The following is a 16,937-nucleotide window of genomic DNA, read 5'->3' as shown; positions in this document are numbered from 1 at the left end:
CCGATGGGCTTCAATCTTTCCGAATGGGCGCTGCGTAATCGCCAGATCGTACTGTTCCTGATGCTGCTGCTGGCGATAGTCGGCGCGCTTTCCTACACCAAGCTCGGTCAGAGCGAAGACCCGCCGTTCACCTTCAAGGCCATGGTTATTCGTACCATGTGGCCGGGCGCCACCGCCGAGGAAGTGTCTCGCCAGGTCAGTGAACGCATTGAAAAGAAACTGATGGAAACCGGTGAGTACGACCGCATCGTATCGTTTTCCCGGCCGGGCGAATCGACCGTGACGTTCGTGGCCCGGGACTCCATGCACTCGGTGGATATTCCCGAGCTCTGGTATCAGGCACGCAAGAAGATCAGCGACATTCGCCATACCTTGCCGCCGGGTATCCAGGGGCCGTTTTTCAACGACGAGTTCGGCACCACTTTTGGCAACATCTACGCGCTGACCGGTGAAGGATTCGATTACGCGGTGCTGAAGGACTACGCCGACCGCATCCAGATCCAGCTGCAACGGGTCAAGGATGTCGGCAAGGTCGAGCTGCTGGGGTTGCAGGACGAAAAAATCTGGATCGAACTCTCCAACGTCAAGCTCTCCACCCTGGGTCTGCCGTTGGCTGCGGTGCAGCAGGCGATCGAAGAGCAGAATGCGGTGTCCACGGCCGGTTTCTTCGAAACCAGCAGCGAACGACTTCAACTGCGGGTCTCGGGAAATTTTCAGACGGTTGATGAGATCAATAACTTCCCGATCCGGGTCGGTGATCGTACGTTCCGCGTATCGGATGTCGCCACGGTTCATCGCGGCTTCAATGATCCGCCAGCACCGCGCATGCGCTTCATGTCCCAGGACGCTATCGGTCTGGCTGTGGCCATGAAGGACGGGGGCGACATTCTGGTGCTGGGCAAGGCGCTGGAAATCGAGTTCGCCCGCATCCAGAAAAACCTCCCGGCCGGTATGCAATTGAGCAAGGTGTCCGACCAGCCCGCTGCCGTGGAAACCGGCGTCGGAGAGTTTGTCCGTGTACTGGTCGAAGCGCTGGCCATCGTCCTGCTGGTGAGTTTTTTCTCGCTCGGGGTGCGTACCGGCATGGTTGTCGCGCTGGCGATTCCGCTGGTGCTGGCAATGACATTCGCCTGCATGTATTACCTGGGCATCGGCCTGCACAAGATTTCTCTCGGCGCACTGGTGCTGGCGCTGGGCCTGTTGGTGGACGACGCGATCATCGCCGTGGAAATGATGGCGATCAAAATGGAACAGGGCTTCGACCGGGTCAAGGCGGCGAGTTACGCCTGGACCAGTACCGCGTTTCCGATGCTTACCGGGACGCTGATCACGGCCGCTGGGTTCCTGCCTATTGCCACCGCGCAATCGGGGACCGGCGAATACACCCGTTCGATCTTCCAGGTGGTCACCATCGCGTTGCTGGCGTCGTGGATCGCTGCCGTGGTGTTCGTGCCGTACCTGGGGGAAAAACTCCTGCCGGACCTGGCGAAAATTCACGCAGCCAAACATGGTGCCGGCCAGCCCGATCCTTACGCCACTCCTTTTTACCAACGCGTCCGGGGGTTGGTGGAGTGGTGCGTGCGCTGGCGAAAAACGGTAATAGTGGCCACGGTGGTGTTGTTCATTGCCTCCATTGTGTTGTTTCGTTTTGTGCCGCAACAGTTCTTCCCGGCTTCAGGGCGACTGGAGTTGATGGTCGACCTGAAACTGGCCGAGGGCGCATCGCTGAGCAACACCGCCGACGAAGTCAAACGCCTTGAAGGCTTGCTGAAAGATCACGCCGGCATCGACAACTACGTGGCCTACGTTGGCACCGGGTCGCCGCGTTTCTACCTGCCGCTGGATCAGCAGCTGCCGGCGGCGAGCTTCGCCCAGTTCGTGGTGCTGGCCAAGTCCATCGAAGAACGTGAGACCCTGCGCACCTGGCTGATTGAAACGCTCAACGAGCAGTTCCCGGCCCTGCGCTCGCGCGTGACACGCCTGGAAAACGGCCCGCCGGTGGGTTATCCAGTGCAGTTCCGGGTCACTGGCGAACACATCGAGGAAGTCCGTGCCCTGGCCAGGAAAGTCGCGGCCAAGGTCCGCGAAAACCCCCATGTGGCCAACGTCCACCTGGACTGGGAAGAGCCGAGCAAAGTGGTTTACCTGAACGTCGATCAGGACCGCGCACGCGCGCTGGGCGTGAGCACCGCCAACCTGTCGAAGTTTTTGCAAAGCTCGCTGACCGGTTCCAGCGTCAGCCAGTACCGCGAAGATAACGAGTTGATCGAGATCCTGCTGCGCGGCACGGTGCACGAGCGCACCGAGTTGTCGTTGCTGCCAAGTCTTTCCGTGCCGACCGACAACGGTCGAAGCGTGGCGCTGTCGCAGATCGCCACGCTGGAGTACGGCTTTGAAGAAGGCATCATCTGGCACCGCAACCGCCTGCCCAACGTCACCGTACGCGCCGACATCTACGGCAAGGAACAACCGGCGACCCTGGTGCAACAGATCATGCCGACGCTGGATCCGATCCGCGCCGAATTGCCCGACGGCTATCTGCTGGATGTCGGCGGCACCGTGGAAGATTCTGCCCGAGGACAGAACTCGGTCAAGGCCGGCGTGCCATTGTTCGTCGTTGTTGTGCTGACGTTGCTGATGCTGCAACTGCGCAGTTTCTCACGCACGGCGATGGTGTTTCTTACAGCACCCTTGGGCCTGATCGGCGTGACCCTGTTCCTGATGGTGTTCCGTCAGCCGTTCGGCTTTGTCGCCATGCTGGGGACCATCGCTTTGTCGGGGATGATCATGCGCAACTCGGTGATCCTGGTTGACCAGATCGAACAGGACATCGCCGCCGGGCTCAAGCCGTGGCAGGCAATCATCGAAGCCACCGTGCGCCGCTTCCGGCCGATCGTGCTGACCGCGCTCGCCGCCGTGCTGGCGATGATCCCGCTGTCACGCAGCGTGTTCTTCGGTCCGATGGCCGTGGCCATCATGGGCGGCCTGATCGTCGCCACGGCGCTCACGTTGCTGTTCCTGCCAGCCCTTTATGCCGCGTGGTTTCGAGTTAAAAAAGAACCGACGTGACGCTCGCTCCTACAAATGTTTCAGAAACCTCTGATATTGAGTCAAAGAGGTCCGAATGCTGTACTCAAGCCTCGGTTTCATGAGGTTTTGAGACAGCATTTGATGAAAAGACCACCGTTGTTGAAAGGACCCACCGATCCGGTGTTCGACCTGTTGGGCCGGTCGCCCCACAAGGAGCGCCTGACGGATTACCTGTCGCTGCTCATGCCCCTCGACGAGCAGGGACGCTATCGTCCGTTCGACGAGTTGCGCTACCGCTGGGCTCCGTGTCTGGATTCCCACCTCTGCTGGGCACTGGTCAAGAAGGCGCGGGCTGCGCAGTACTCCCGCCTGTTGCCCTTGGGCGAGCCGCTTCAATGGGGACACTACCTGCTCACGCCGTTGGCGCAGAAGGCGATCTCTGCGGTGGACCGGCAAGCGACAACAGCAGCGCTGGAATTCATGACCAGTCAGCTCGGCGAGCATGCGCATTTCAGCTACCTGCTCAATGATTTGATCGAAGACGAAGCCATCAGCAGCAGTCAGCTCGAAGGTGCAGCGACCACCACGCGGGTGGCCAAGGACATGCTCAAACGCAAACGCCAGCCGCGAACACCGGATGAGCGGATGGTGATCGGCAATTACAAAATGATGAACTACGCCTGGGAGAAGCGCGATGAGCCGCTGAGCATCGAGCTGATTTCAGCCATGCACCGGGTAGGCGTCGAGGGTATCGATGACGCCCAATACTCGCCCGGGACATTCAGGAACAACGATGAGGTGGTGGTGCAGGACGGTGAGGGCAACACCGTGCATGTCCCGCCACAGGCAGCGGGTCTGGTGTCTCGATTGCAAAGGTTGGCCAACTGGATCAACCATTGCCACGACGACCCGGAGCAGGCGGATTATCTTCATCCGCTGATCAAGGGAATCGCACTGCATTTTGCATTGGGCTACGAGCACCCTTTTCGCGACGGCAACGGCCGGGTCGCCCGTGCGCTGTTCTACTGGTTCATGTTCAAGAATGATTTTTCTGCCTTTCGCTATATTGCGATCAGCATCCTGCTGCGCAATGCGCCGGTGAAATACGGACGCTCATATCTGAACAGCGAGGCGGACAATCTCGACCTGACGTACTTCATCGACTTTCAATGCTCGGTCATTTTGCGGGCCGTACGGGGTTTCGCGCAGGCTTATCGCGAAAGCCTGGCGTACGCCGACCGCTTTGACGACTGGTTGCTGGCGTCCGGTTTTTTTCACCGGTTGACCGAAAAACAGCGAGCTGTTTTCCAGGTGGCGAAGAGTGGAATGGCCAAGGAGTTTACGGCCGTCAATGTGAAAGAGAACCTGGACTGCTCTTACAACACGGCAGCGGCAGCGCTGAATGGTTTGGTCGAGTTGAATGTGTTCGAGAAACGCAAGATCGGGCGCGAGTGGGTGTTCTTCCTGCGGCCCGGTGGGGGAGCCTGAGCTGGAGCGAGTGAACTCGCTCCAGCAGTTGGGTTTCGAGGGTGCTTAGAGGGTACCGAATACCTTCTTCGCCAGGCTGGTCGCGGCGGCTGCCGGGTTTTTGCGGATGGTTTCTTCCTGTTTGCCGATCATCTCGAACAAACCGTTGAGCGCCTGCTCGGTCACGTAGCTTTCGATGTTGGCGCTCTTGGCATCCACGACGCCCATGGTCGCCGCCTGGCCAGCGAACGAGTTGTATTGCTTGGCCAGGCCAACCTGATCGGTGGCCTGCTTGACGATCGGCAGGAACTTGGCGCGGATCTGCTCGCGGCTGGTCTTGTTCAGGTATTGGGTGGCCGAGTCGTTGCCGCCGCTCAAGATGCCCTTGGCGTCTTCGACGGTCATCTTTTTCACTGCATCGACCAGGATCGGCTGGGCCTGGACCACTGCCGTTTCCGCTGCCTTGTTCATGCTGGTTTCCAACTGTTCGACCTGCTCACCCATGCCGAACTGTTTCATCTTGCTGGCAACCTTGCCCAGCTTGCCCGGCAGTTCGATCTTCACATCAGGGTTGTTACTGAAACCACCCGGCGTGCCGAGTTGTTTGACGGCCAGTTGCGCGCCCTGGGTGAGGGCGTCCTTGAGGCCGCCGCTGGCGTCTTGCTGCGACAGGTCACTGAGCGACAACGCCATGGCGCTGGCGCTGATCATCAAACCTGCGCACAGGCCGGCGAAGCGAAGGGTAGGGCGGAGCATGGCAACTTCCTTTTGTAAAAAGACACTTAGCGGGCCGCGTCGACGCGAACCCTCACAGGTTGGGGATCGGAACCGTCCAGTCGCACGGCGTGATTCTCGGTGGTGATGAACAACAGTTTGCCATCAACTTCGATGCGAGCGTTGATCGAGTAACGATGATTGGGCTCGACCTTGAGTGGGTCGTAGTTCAGGCGAAAGGGCAGTGGCACTTGCCCTTTGACCGGGCCTCGCTGTTCGTCGAGGACCTTGGCCGGGGCATCGGCGAGCGAAATGTCCTGCAGGCTGACGCTCAGGACCGCCGTGGGAGGCAGGGCAATGCGTTGCAGGTAAAACACTTCGCCATCGAGTGACGCCTTTGGCGCCGGGGTCGGGTGTTGGCAGGCGCTCAACAATACGGCGGCTGCGATCAGGGGCAGTTTGTTCATCGGACGATCTCCGTATCAAGGGTGCCAGAGGCAACTGGCACCCTGTTCAATTTAGACGTTTTGTTCGGCCCCAGCGCTTTGATCGGCTGCATCTTCACTGCGATGCAACGCCACCTGGCGGATCGACAGGCGAATTTCCGCCGGTAGCACACGCTTGGCCGCACCTTCGGCCAGCTCGCCGAGCAGCTCGTGATAGCTCAGCTTGCCGGCCTCGTCGCGCCGCAGCACATCCAGGTCGAGCATCGTCTGGATGAAGTGGCGGAACAGGCTCTTGTCGAAAAATTCAGGCGCGTTCAGGCCATGCAGGATCGACAGGCGCTGGGCCATCACGGTGCACAGGTCTTCCAGTTCTTCGGCGCTGATGCTGTTCTGGCCGCTGTTGAGCAGCAGCGAAACGGTCATGTAGAAGCGTTGCAAGGTCTGGGCGATGCTTTTGGACAGCAGGGTCAGCAGCACGAAATGCCGCGAACTCGGTGCCGGGCGCAGGTAGACGTTATTCTCGAAGCGCAGCAGGCCTTGCTCTACAAACGCCTCGAGCCATTGATCGACCACTGCATCCAGCTCGTCCAGCGACCAGCGAATGAACAGCTCCGATTGCAGGTATGGATACAGCGCACGGGTGTAGCGCAGGATTTGCTCGCGGCTCATGCGCGACGTGCTCTGGAAGAAGCTCGCCAGCAATGACGGCAACGCGAAGATGTGCAGGACGTTGTTGCGGTAGTAGGTCATCAGGACGGCATTTTGCTCGTCCAGGTACAGAATCTTGCCCAGCGCGTCGCTCTGTTCGGACAACAGGTCCATGTCTTTCACGTGCTGGATCAGCGCACGACCATCGCCTTCGGGCAGGGTGGTATGCGGCGAATAAGGCACCTTGCGCAGCAGCGCCAGATACAGGTCCAGCACCCGCGCCATCGCACGGTCGTCCAGCGCCAGGCGGCTGGTGGACAGCAGGGCCAGTGCCACCAGGTTGACCGGATTGATCGCCGCCGCTTCGTTGAGGTGCTGCGCGACTTTTTCGCCGAGGCGGTTGGTGGTTTCGTTGAGCCAGGCCGGTTTGAACTGCGGGCCCAATTCCTGTTGGCGCCAGTCTGGCTGTTCGCTGTCGAGGAATTCGGCGAGTTTGATCGGTTCGCCGAAGTTCACCGCCACCTGGCCAAAGCGTTGCTTGAGTGCGCCGATGACTTTGAAGATGTCAAAGATCGATTCTTTTTTCTTGCTGGCGCCGCGCAACTCGCCAAGGTAGGTCCGGCCTTCCAGTACGCGCTCGTAGCCGATGTACACCGGCACGAACACGATGGGCATGCGCGAAGAGCGCAGGAAGCTGCGCAATGTAATCGCCAGCATCCCGGTTTTAGGTTGCAGCATGCGCCCGGTGCGCGAGCGGCCACCCTCGACGAAGTACTCCACCGGGAAACCCTTGGTGAACAGGGTGTGCAGGTATTCATTGAACACCGAGGTGTACAGGGGATTGCCCTTGAAAGTGCGGCGCATGAAAAACGCCCCGCCGCGCCGCAGCAGGCTGCCGATCACCGGCATGTTGAGGTTGATGCCGGCAGCGATGTGCGGCGGCGTCAAGCCGTTACGGAACAACAGGTAGGACAGCAGCAGGTAGTCGATATGGCTGCGATGGCACGGCACGTAGATCACTTCGTGCCCCGGCGCAACCTGTTGCACGCCTTCGATGTGGTTGACCTTGATGCCGTCGTAGATCTTGTTCCAGAACCAGCTCAGCACCACTTCCAGGAAACGGATCGCGGTGTAGGTGTAGTCCGAGGCAATCTCGTTGGCATAACGCAGGGCCTGGGCCTTGGCTTTCTCCTCCGATAGGTTTTCGCGCTCGGCCTCGTCAAGGATCGCCTGTTTGACCAACGGCTGATTGATCAGGCCTTTGACCAGATTACGACGGTGGGAAATGTCCGGGCCGATCACCGCCGCCTTGAGGTTGCGAAAGTGCACGCGCAGGACGCGTTGGGCCATGCGCACGGTGCGCTCGTGGCCCTTGTTGTGCTCGATCAGCTCGCGAAGGTGAATGGGGGCTGAGAATTGCACGCGGGTCTTGCGGCCCAGCACGATGATGCTGAGCAGCCGACGCAGTCGCCCGGTGACCGCCCAGCTGTCGGCGAACAACAGCTTCCACGGGCTCGACTCGCTGTCCGGCGACTGGCCCCAGAACACGCTGACCGGAATGATCTGCGCGTCTTCGGCAGCGTTCTGGCTGAGGGCGCTGACCAGGCGGGTCAGGGTGGGCGGCGCGCCGCGTTTATCCTGGCGGCCGAGCCAGTCCGGGTCCGGCGTCAGGTAAAAGAACGCGGCCGGCTCCAGCAGGTTGCCCACCGAGACCGGCAGTACCGGACGGGGCAAACCGGCCTTTCTGCACTCGGTGTCGACCACGGCGAGGTCGGTCAGCGAAGGGTTTTGCAGGACGTAGAACACCGGACGACTGCGGTCGAGATTGAGAGTGAACGACGACTGGTTGATGGTTTCGGAGCGAACCCAGAGATAAAGCAGTCGGCGCAGGGTGCCAAACACAAGACGGCGAAACGGGGAACGGGTCATACGGCTTCTGCGTGAGGAAATAAAAACGAGCATATGCTCGGATGGCCGATAGTGTGCCGTATTCGCCTAAAATCGGCAAAAAAGCGGTCAAGTAAACTTCTTTTGAGAGTTTCCATGTGTGTCATATACTCGAGGCTCCGTCGCGCTGCCTTCATTAGGCCATCATGTGCGACCGGTGTTCCCGAGGCTTTCCTGCGAAAAGCCCGTTCAATAATAAAAAAGGAGTATGAACAGATGGCAACACGTGAAACCGGCAGCGTGAAGTGGTTCAACGATGCCAAGGGGTATGGCTTCATCCAGCGCGAGAACGGCGTGGATGTGTTCGTGCATTACCGCGCGATCCGTGGCGAAGGCCACCGTTCGCTGACCGAGGGTCAACAGGTCGAGTACGCGGTGGTGGAAGGGCAGAAGGGATTGCAGGCTGAGGATGTGGTGGGGTTGTAAACCTGACACGCATCACTCTGTAGGAGCGAGCATGCTCGCGATGGTCGTCAACGATGACGCTGGCGTCCTGATACCCTGCGGTGTCAGATCTACCATCGCGAGCATGCTCGCTCCTACAGGGGGTTAGTTCACGCGGTCTTCCAGGTGATCTCTTCCTCACCATCGGCACTGATGCGAATCCAGCGATCGGCCGATTCCTCACCTTCTTCCTCGACCCAGCTACCCGGCGCGCAACGCACTTCGACGTTCAGCGCGGCAAACGCGGCGCGGGCGCAGGCGATGTCGTCGTCCCACGGGGTCTGGTCACTTTCCAGGTACAGGCTGTTCCATTTACCGACGGCTTTGGGTAGCCAGGTCACCGGCACGTTGCCGGCCTTGCACTTCCAGGTCTGGCCCTTCTGCACCCAGTCGCTGCACGGGCCCAGTGCTGCACCGAGCCAGGCTGCGACGGTCTTGTGGTCGACGTCGGCGTCTTTCAGGTAAATCTCGATATCGGGTTGGCGCATGGATGTCCTCACTGCGGGTCTGAAAAATCCATTCGCGGATTCAGTTGGCCTCAAGCCGTTGCTCAAGGCCCAATATTATTGAAGTACAAAGTAATCGTAACGCATCGACACCGTGACCTCGAACGGTTCAACCTGTTCGATCACCGCTGCTCGGCGTTCGGCGCTCGCGCGCCAGCCGTGGGGTGTCATGGCCAGCAGGTTCGCCCGGTCCTGGCCACTGGCAAGGGTCAGCTTGAATTCCAGGGTTTCGCTGTGGTCCAGCGCCATGCCCTCGGGCACCAGAGCCAGGTGCTTGTCGTCGGTGTACTCGCGCACTTCGTCATACAGGCGTTCGCGCAGCTCCATCAGGTGGCCGCTGGTAGGGCCGACCTTCATCAGGCCGCCACCACGACTGAGCAGGCGTTTGGCCTCTTCCCAATCCAGCGGGCTGAAGACACTGGCGAGAAACTGGCAGCTCCCCGAGGCCAGCGGCACCCGCGCCATGCTGGCGATCAACCAGGTCAGCTTGGGGTTACGTCTGCAAGCGCGTTTCACCGCTTCGCGCGAGATGTCCAGGGCGTAGCCGTCGGCATCGGGCAACGCATCGGCGATCTGCGCCGTGTAGTAACCCTCGCCACAACCGATGTCGAGCCAGCGCTGCGGCGCGTAGTGCCCCGCCAGTTCGGCCAGACGCTTGGCAACCGGCGCGTAATGGCCGGCGTTGAGAAAGTCGCGCCGGGCCTCGACCATTGCCTGGTTATCCCCAGGGTCGCGGCTGTTCTTGTGCTGCACCGGCAACAGGTTCAGGTAACCCTGTCGAGCACGGTCGAAACGATGCCCGGCGGGGCAGGCCACGCCGTTGTCCACCGCGTTCAGCGGTTCGTTGCAAATCGGGCAGGCGAGCATCAGGCGAGCAACTTGACGAGGGTCTGGTAGTAGATTTCGGTCAGTACATCGAGGTCGGCGGCCAGCACACGTTCGTTGACCTGGTGGATCGTCGCGTTGACAGGCCCCAGCTCGACCACTTGCGTGCCCATGGTGGCGATGAAGCGTCCGTCGGAAGTGCCGCCGCTGGTGGATGCCCTGGTTTCACGACCGGTAATGTCCTTGATGCTTGCCGATACGGCATCCAGCAGGGCACCCGGCTCGGTGAGGAATGGCAGGCCCGACAGCGCCCAGTCGATGTGCCAGTCCAGGCCATGCTTGTCGAGGATGTCGGCGACGCGTTTTTGCAGGCCTTCGACGGTGGACTCGGTGGAGAAGCGGAAGTTGAACACCGCCACCAGGTCGCCCGGGATCACGTTGGTCGCACCGGTGCCGGAATTGACATTGGAAATCTGGAAGCTGGTCGGCGGGAAGAAATCGTTGCCGTGGTCCCAGTGCTCGGCGGCCAGTTCAGCCAGGGCCGGAGCGGCGAGGTGAATCGGGTTCTTCGCCAGGTGCGGGTAGGCCACGTGACCTTGCACACCGTGCACGGTCAGCTTGGCGCCGAGGGAGCCGCGACGGCCGTTCTTGACCACGTCACCGACCAGAGTGGTGCTCGACGGTTCGCCGACGATGCACCAGTCCAGACGCTCCTTTCGCGCAGCCAGGCGTTCAACCACGGCCTTGGTGCCATGGTGCGCCGGACCTTCTTCGTCGCTGGTGATCAGGAAAGCGACCTTGCCCTTGTGATCCGGGTAGTCGGCGACGAATCGCTCGGCGGCTACCGTCATGGATGCCAGGCTGCCTTTCATGTCAGCCGCACCACGGCCGCAGAGCATGCCGTGCTCATCGATAACGGCGTTGAACGGGTCGATCTGCCAGGCGGCCACCGGGCCGGTCGGCACCACATCAGTGTGACCGGCAAAGCACAGCACCGGGCCATCGTGTTTGCCGTGGGTGGCCCAGAAGTTATCCACATCCTCGATGCGCATCGGTTCCAGCTGGAAACCGGCATCGCCCAGGCGCTGCATCATCTGCTTCTGGCAATCGGCGTCGACAGGGGTCACGGATGGACGGCGGATCAGGTCGATGGCCAGTTGAAGGGTCGGCGAAAGGTCGGCGTGGGCCGTCATGAAAAACTCCGGAAGCGGTATATGTGGGAGCGGGCTTGCTCGCGATGGCGATGCATCGGCCAACATAACGGTTGAATGTTGCACCGCCATCGCGAGCAAGCCCGCTCCCACAGGTATTGGGCCAGGCCGCAGGGTCAGGGCCCTGCAAAATGGCGGTTATCTTAAAGCAAAACGGCGGCCATTGGCCGCCGTTTAGTCCTTCGGCAAATATTTAGACTGCCGGCGCCACTTCGACTTCGGCGGCCGGTTTAGGCAGCGAGGACAGGAACGCCATGATCAGCGCCGCCACGTAGGGCAGTGACTGCACGAGCAACATGGCCACCCAGAAACGCATGTCATTGCTCGGCAGGCCATTCACCAGGAAGATCCCCAGCGCCGCGCCCCACAACAGCAGCATGATGAACACCTCTTCACGCGCTTCCGAGATTGCTACCCAGAAGCCATGATTGTCGGCATTTTTCGGCGTACGGAAGAACGGAATGCTGCTGGTGAAGAAGCCATACAGCACCGCTTTGGCGATGGTGTGCGACAACGCGAGTCCGGCCAGCGCGGCGCAGAATGCATCCTTGAGGTTCACCCCTACGGCGCGGCGGTACAGGAAGATGATCTTGCCCACCTTGAACACGAACAGCGCCAGCGGTGGGATTGCGAAAATCAGCAGCGGCGGGTCGACCCGCTGCGGCACGATGATCATCGCCGCCGACCACAGCAGGGCGCCCACGGTGAAGAAGATGTTCATGCCATCCGCCACCCACGGCAACCAGCCCGCCAGGAAGTGGTAGCGCTGGCCACGGGTCAGCTCGGTGTCCTTGCCGCGCAGCAAACTGGCGGTATGACGCTTGATGATCTGAATCGCCCCGTAGGCCCAGCGGAACCGCTGTTTCTTGAAGTCGATAAAGGTATCCGGCATCAAGCCTTTGCCGTAGCTGTCGTGGTAATACGCCGCCGACAGGCCTTTCTCGAACACCCGCAGGCCCAACTCGGCATCTTCGCAGATGCACCAGTCGGCCCAGCCCAGTTCCTCGAGCACTGAACGGCGAGTCATGGTCATGGTGCCGTGCTGGATGATCGCGTCGCGATCGTTGCGGGTGACCATGCCGATGTGGAAGAAGCCCTTGTATTCCGCGTAGCAAAGTTTCTTGAAGGTGCTTTCGTTCTGGTCGCGATAATCCTGGGGCGATTGCACCACGGCGATTTTCGGATCGGCGAAGTGCGGCACCATGTGCTTGAGCCAATTGGGGTCGACGCAGTAGTCCGAGTCGATCACCGCAATCACTTCGGCATCCTTGGCGGTGTGCGGAATCAGGTAATTCAGGGCGCCACCCTTGAAACCGGCCAGCGGCGCGACATGGAAGAACTTGAAACGCGGACCGAGGGTTTCGCAGTAGTCGCGCACCGGCTCCCAGACCGCCGGGTCCTTGGTGTTGTTGTCGATGATCAGGACTTCGAAATCCGGATAGTCGAGGTTGGCCAGAGCATTGAGGGTCTGTTTGACCATGTCCGGTGGCTCGTTGTAGCAGGGCACGTGAATCGATACTTTCGGGCGGTAGCTCGAATCACCGACCACCGGCAAAAACTCCCGCCGGCGTTTGTGAATCCACACCGCCTCTGCCAGTTCATGGGCCTCGGTGAGCAACACGATAAACACCCCTAGAGCGCCGAGTGCCAGCAAGAATCCGACCGTCAGGCTGAACCAGGTGCTGTATTGCTGGCTGTAGTCGTAACCGATCCACACCAGCACCGAACCGCACAGGAAGGCGATGAACGTCAGGAAGGTCCGGCCACGCTGGCGCAGGGCCGAGCCGTCGATCATCAGCAAGGTCAGTGAGAGCAGCGCCAGCACCACCGAACCGATGGCCAATACCCGCCATTGCGGGATCGCCACCACCGGGCCTTCGAAGTTGAATTTTTGCTGGCGTGCGGCGTTGAACACGCCCCAGTAAGCGCCCACCGAGCCTTCGTCACTGGCCTTCCACGGCTGGTCGAACGCTTCGATTACAAAATAGTTGAAGCCTTGGCGGTTGAGCTTGTTGACCAGAGTGCGCAGGTAGATCGCCTGGTCTGCTGGCGATGCATCGGCACCGCCGCGCATGCGGCCGTTGCTCGGCCAGCCGACCTCGGACAGCAACAGCGGTTTTTTCGGGAACATTTTTTTCAGGTCGCGGGCGCGATCAAGTACGAACTGCCCGGCCTTGTCCATCGGGATGAACTCCCAGTACGGCAGTACGTGGGCGGCAATCAGGTCGACGTGTTTGGCCAGTTCCGGGTTTTCTTCCCACACGTGCCACTGTTCGGAGGTCGTGACCGGCACCTTCACGGCGGCTCGCACGCGATCGAGCAGTACGCTGAGTTCTGCTGCGGTAATTTCCTTGCGGAAGATCGCCTCGTTGCCGACCACCACGCGTACGACGCTGCGCGAGGAATTAGCGATTTCGATCGCTCGGGTGATTTCCCGTTCGTTGCGTTCCTGGTCCGGGCTGATCCAGATGCCCAGGGTCACGCGCAGGCCGAATTCCTCAGCGAGCTTGGGAATGTCTTGCAAGGTGCCATCGACCGAGTAAGTGCGGATGTTGTCCGTCAGCTTGCTCATGATCTCCAGGTCACGGCGCATCTGGTCGTCGTTCGGGTACTGTTCTTTTTGTGGGAACTGGCCTTGTTGGAACGGCGAATAGGAGAAGCCGGAAATCTGTTCGGGCCAGTTGGGGGTGGTGACCGGGCGGTTGATCAGCGCCCAGAAGCCGGTGAACAAGGCCGCGATGGCGAGCACCACAACCAGGTTGAGTCCAAATTTACGCGATGACATAGCTATTTCAGGTTCCGGAGGCTGTGGAACGGAGGAACGGTCGGCAGTGCACCGAGGGGGCGCATCCTACACCGTGCTTCCCCAAGCCGTACAACAGGCGGGGAAAAGCCTGATATTGGGCAATCCTGTTTCGCATTAGTTCTGACACTTATCGCTTGCCGCTTAAAACTTGCTGCTGCGAAGCCCTATAATGCGCGCCGGTTTTTGAGGTAGCGGTCATGAGCACAGAAGATCCACGGTTTGCAGGCATTGCCCGGTTATACGGCATTGACGGTCTGGAGCGCCTGCGTGCGGCCCATGTGGCGATTGTCGGCGTCGGCGGCGTCGGTTCCTGGGCGGGGGAAGCCATGGCCCGTTGCGGTGTTGGCGAGATTTCGCTGTTCGACCTCGATGACGTCTGTGTCAGTAACGCCAACCGGCAACTGCACGCGCTGGACAGCACCGTGGGTAAACCCAAGGTTGAGGTCATGGCCGAACGCCTGCGCGGGATCAACCCCGATTGCACGGTGCATGCCGTGCCTGATTTCGTCACCCGCGAGACCATGGCCGAATACATCACGCCGAACATCGATTGCGTGATCGACTGCATCGACAGCGTCAACGCCAAGGCGGCACTGATCGCCTGGTGCAAGCGCCGCAAGATTCAGATCATCACCACGGGCGGGGCCGGTGGGCAGATCGACCCGACGCTCATTCAGGTCTGCGACCTCAACCGAACGTTCAACGACCCGCTGGCCTCGAAAGTGCGCTCGACCTTGCGCCGCGAGTACGGCTTCTCGCGCACCGTAACCCGTCATTACAGCGTGCCGTGCGTGTTTTCGACCGAACAACTGCGCTACCCGAAACCCGATGGCAGCATTTGCTTGCAGAAGAGTTTTGTCGGTGATGGCGTCAAGCTGGACTGCGCCGGTGGCTTTGGCGCGGTCATGATGGTGACGGCGACGTTCGGCATGGTCGCGGCGACCAAGGCGGTGGACAAGATCGTAGCCGGGGTGCGGCGGCCGGCGGATCGGGTTAAGCAGGTCTGAGCGCAAACGCCTCCTGTAGGAGCGAGCATGCTCGCGATGGACATCAACGATGACGCTGGGCTCCTGATACCCCGCGGTGCCCTGACCTCCATCGCGAGCATGCTCGCTCCTACAGAGATAACGGTCAGCCCGCCAACTCATTCATCCGCTGCAACACCGCATTCAAGCCATTACTGCGCGAAGGTGATAGCTGGCGGCTCAATCCCAGCTGATCGAACCAATCCGGCAAATCCACTTGCCGTAGCTCATCCGCCGATAACCCGTTGACCCGCGCCAGCAACAACGCCACCAGGCCACGGATCAGCCGGGCATCGCTGCTCGCGGTGAATTGCCAGTGGCCATCGTGCAGCGAGCCCACCAGCCACATCAAGCTTTCACAGCCGTGCACGCGGTTGGCGTCGATTTTGTCCTCATCGCTCATGGCTGGCAGGCGGTCGCCCCATTGCATCAACAGGCGCGCACGTTGTTCCCAGCCCGCCGCGCCCTGGAAGGTTTCCAGGGCGGTAGCAGCGTCCGGCGGGAGGCTCATCGCAGCAACTCCAAAGCCTGGTCCAGCGCGGTGAAGAACCGCTCAAGGTCCTCGGAATCGTTGTACATCGCCAGGGACACCCTGATGGCGCCGGCCAGCTCGAAGCTTTTGAGCAACGGCATGGCGCAGTGGTGACCGGCGCGCACGGCAATGCCTTGTTCCGTGAGCAAATGCGCGAGATCAGCGTTATGCACGCCCTCCACGACGAAGCTCGCCAGTGCCAGTTGCGGCTTGCCCAGCAGGCGCACGCCGTCGCGCGCTTCAAGACCTTTGAGCAGGTAGTCATGCAATGCGGCTTCATGGGCCGAGACGGCCTGCTGATCAAGGCCTGCGAGGTAATCCAGGGTGGCGCCCAGGCCGATCACGCTGGAAACCGGCGGCGTGCCGGCTTCGAATCCCAGCGGGGCAGGGCGAAAGCGTGCGTGCTGGTAATCCGCATCCAGTACCATTTCACCGCCGAACTGCCAGTGACGCAGTTTGCTGAGTGCATCTTCGCGCGCGAACAGCACCCCCAGGCCATCAGGACCGTAGAGTTTGTGGCTGGAAAACACATAGAAGTCGCAACCCAGCGCTTGCACGTCGTGGCGGCCATGGACCACGCCCTGCGCGCCATCGACCACGGTCAACGCATCGTGTGCCTTGGCCATCGCCAGCAAGGCGAGCAGCGGTTGCCAGGCGCCTAATACGTTGGACAGCTGACTGATGGCCAGTAAACGGGTTTGCGGACCGATCAACGAGGCAGCGGCGTCCAGGTCGATCAAACCGTCGGCATCCAGCGGCAGGATCACCAGTTTAGCGTCACGACGCTGGGCCAGTTGCTGCCAGGGCAGCAAGTTGGCGTGGTGCTCCAGGGCGCTGACGACAATTTCATCGCCCGGATTGAAAAGGTGCTCCAGGCCGTAGGCCAGGAGGTTCAGCGCAGAGGTCGCGCCATGGGTAAAGATGATCTGCCCGACACCGCCGGCATTGAGCCAATGGGAGACCTTGCGGCGGCTGTCCTCGAACGCCTGGGTCGCATGCGCACCTGGGAGATGCTGAGCACGGTGCACGTTGGCGGCGCCATTGGCGTAGTAATGCGCCAGGGCGTCCAAAAGGGCTTGAGGCTTCTGCGTGGTGGCGGCGTTGTCCAGATAGGTCTGGTCCTGCCGTTGCAGAGCGGCGATGGCCGGAAAATCGGCGCGCCAGGGGGAGAGAATCATCATGCTATGAAGCCCTGCCGGAAAATACGCCTCTCCCCTGTAGGAGCGAGCATGCTCGCGATGGTCGTCAACGATAACGCGGGGTATCAGGTAGCCAACGTTGTCTGGGCGTCCATCGCGAGCATGCTCGCTCCTACAGAAGAGGAACGAGCGTGACG

Annotated in this window: 13 protein-coding genes; 4 read left to right on the top strand and 9 right to left on the bottom strand. The window is 60.7% G+C overall.

The annotated features are described in order from the left end of the window. Positions 1 to 3 precede the first annotated feature (3 nt). Together AB4O36_RS20745 and AB4O36_RS20740 are read left to right on the top strand one after the other, a co-directional pair. A complete protein-coding gene (locus tag AB4O36_RS20745; RefSeq protein WP_460140140.1) occupies positions 4 to 3,069 on the top strand; it encodes an efflux RND transporter permease subunit in 3,066 nt (1,021 codons plus the stop codon). 102 nt (positions 3,070 to 3,171) lie between these two features. Then, on the top strand, positions 3,172 to 4,518 hold the full coding sequence (locus tag AB4O36_RS20740; protein WP_460140139.1) for a Fic family protein: 1,347 nt from the start codon (positions 3,172 to 3,174) through the stop codon (positions 4,516 to 4,518). 45 nt (positions 4,519 to 4,563) lie between these two features. On the opposite strand, the gene AB4O36_RS20735 is transcribed toward AB4O36_RS20740, so the two are convergent. From AB4O36_RS20735 to plsB, 3 genes are read right to left on the bottom strand one after another with little or no spacing between them, the layout of a single operon-like run. After that, on the bottom strand, positions 4,564 to 5,253 hold the full coding sequence (locus AB4O36_RS20735) for a DUF4197 domain-containing protein (protein WP_460117594.1): 690 nt from the start codon (positions 5,251 to 5,253) through the stop codon (positions 4,564 to 4,566). 26 nt (positions 5,254 to 5,279) lie between these two features. After that, positions 5,280 to 5,678, bottom strand: a complete 399-nt coding sequence (locus tag AB4O36_RS20730; RefSeq protein ID WP_460117592.1) for a YbaY family lipoprotein — start codon at positions 5,676 to 5,678, stop codon at positions 5,280 to 5,282. A 51-nt stretch (positions 5,679 to 5,729) separates the two neighbouring features. Next, entirely contained in the window at positions 5,730 to 8,234 is a 2,505-nt protein-coding gene (plsB, locus tag AB4O36_RS20725; RefSeq protein ID WP_460140138.1) for a glycerol-3-phosphate 1-O-acyltransferase PlsB, read from the bottom strand. Positions 8,235 to 8,468: 234 nt separating this feature from the next. Here plsB and AB4O36_RS20720 point away from each other — a divergent pair, with 234 nt between their 5' ends. After that, positions 8,469 to 8,678, top strand: coding sequence for a cold shock domain-containing protein (locus AB4O36_RS20720; RefSeq protein ID WP_192302536.1), 210 nt, complete (start codon positions 8,469 to 8,471; stop codon positions 8,676 to 8,678). A 128-nt stretch (positions 8,679 to 8,806) separates the two neighbouring features. Here the strand turns inward: AB4O36_RS20720 and AB4O36_RS20715 are convergent, their stop codons facing one another. From AB4O36_RS20715 to AB4O36_RS20700, 4 genes are all read right to left on the bottom strand, one after another. Continuing rightward, positions 8,807 to 9,184 (bottom strand): hypothetical protein, encoded by a 378-nt coding sequence (locus AB4O36_RS20715; protein WP_460140137.1) that lies wholly within the window; start codon positions 9,182 to 9,184, stop codon positions 8,807 to 8,809. A 75-nt stretch (positions 9,185 to 9,259) separates the two neighbouring features. Next, positions 9,260 to 10,069, bottom strand: a complete 810-nt coding sequence (locus tag AB4O36_RS20710) for a putative RNA methyltransferase (RefSeq protein WP_460117586.1) — start codon at positions 10,067 to 10,069, stop codon at positions 9,260 to 9,262. Continuing rightward, on the bottom strand, positions 10,069 to 11,220 hold the full coding sequence (dapE, locus tag AB4O36_RS20705) for a succinyl-diaminopimelate desuccinylase (protein ID WP_460117584.1): 1,152 nt from the start codon (positions 11,218 to 11,220) through the stop codon (positions 10,069 to 10,071). Before dapE ends, AB4O36_RS20710 begins: the two co-directional genes overlap by 1 nt. A 211-nt stretch (positions 11,221 to 11,431) precedes the next feature. Further along, a complete protein-coding gene (locus AB4O36_RS20700) occupies positions 11,432 to 14,023 on the bottom strand; it encodes a glycosyltransferase (protein ID WP_460117582.1) in 2,592 nt (863 codons plus the stop codon). A 218-nt stretch (positions 14,024 to 14,241) separates the two neighbouring features. On the opposite strand from AB4O36_RS20700, the gene tcdA reads away from it, so the two are divergent. Next, positions 14,242 to 15,051, top strand: a complete 810-nt coding sequence (tcdA, locus tag AB4O36_RS20695) for a tRNA cyclic N6-threonylcarbamoyladenosine(37) synthase TcdA (RefSeq protein ID WP_460140136.1) — start codon at positions 14,242 to 14,244, stop codon at positions 15,049 to 15,051. Between the two features lie 124 nt (positions 15,052 to 15,175). On the opposite strand, the gene AB4O36_RS20690 is transcribed toward tcdA, so the two are convergent. Then, positions 15,176 to 15,580, bottom strand: coding sequence for a SufE family protein (locus tag AB4O36_RS20690; RefSeq protein WP_460117579.1), 405 nt, complete (start codon positions 15,578 to 15,580; stop codon positions 15,176 to 15,178). After that, a complete protein-coding gene (locus AB4O36_RS20685) occupies positions 15,577 to 16,782 on the bottom strand; it encodes an aminotransferase class V-fold PLP-dependent enzyme (protein WP_460140135.1) in 1,206 nt (401 codons plus the stop codon). The genes AB4O36_RS20690 and AB4O36_RS20685 overlap by 4 nt, the downstream gene beginning before the upstream one ends. Between the last annotated feature and the right edge of the window lie 155 nt (positions 16,783 to 16,937).

The sequence above is a fragment of the Pseudomonas sp. S2_E01 genome (assembly GCF_054668365.1).
Note: the sequence above shows the minus strand (reverse complement) of the source record. Positions and strands in the feature narration are given on the sequence as shown.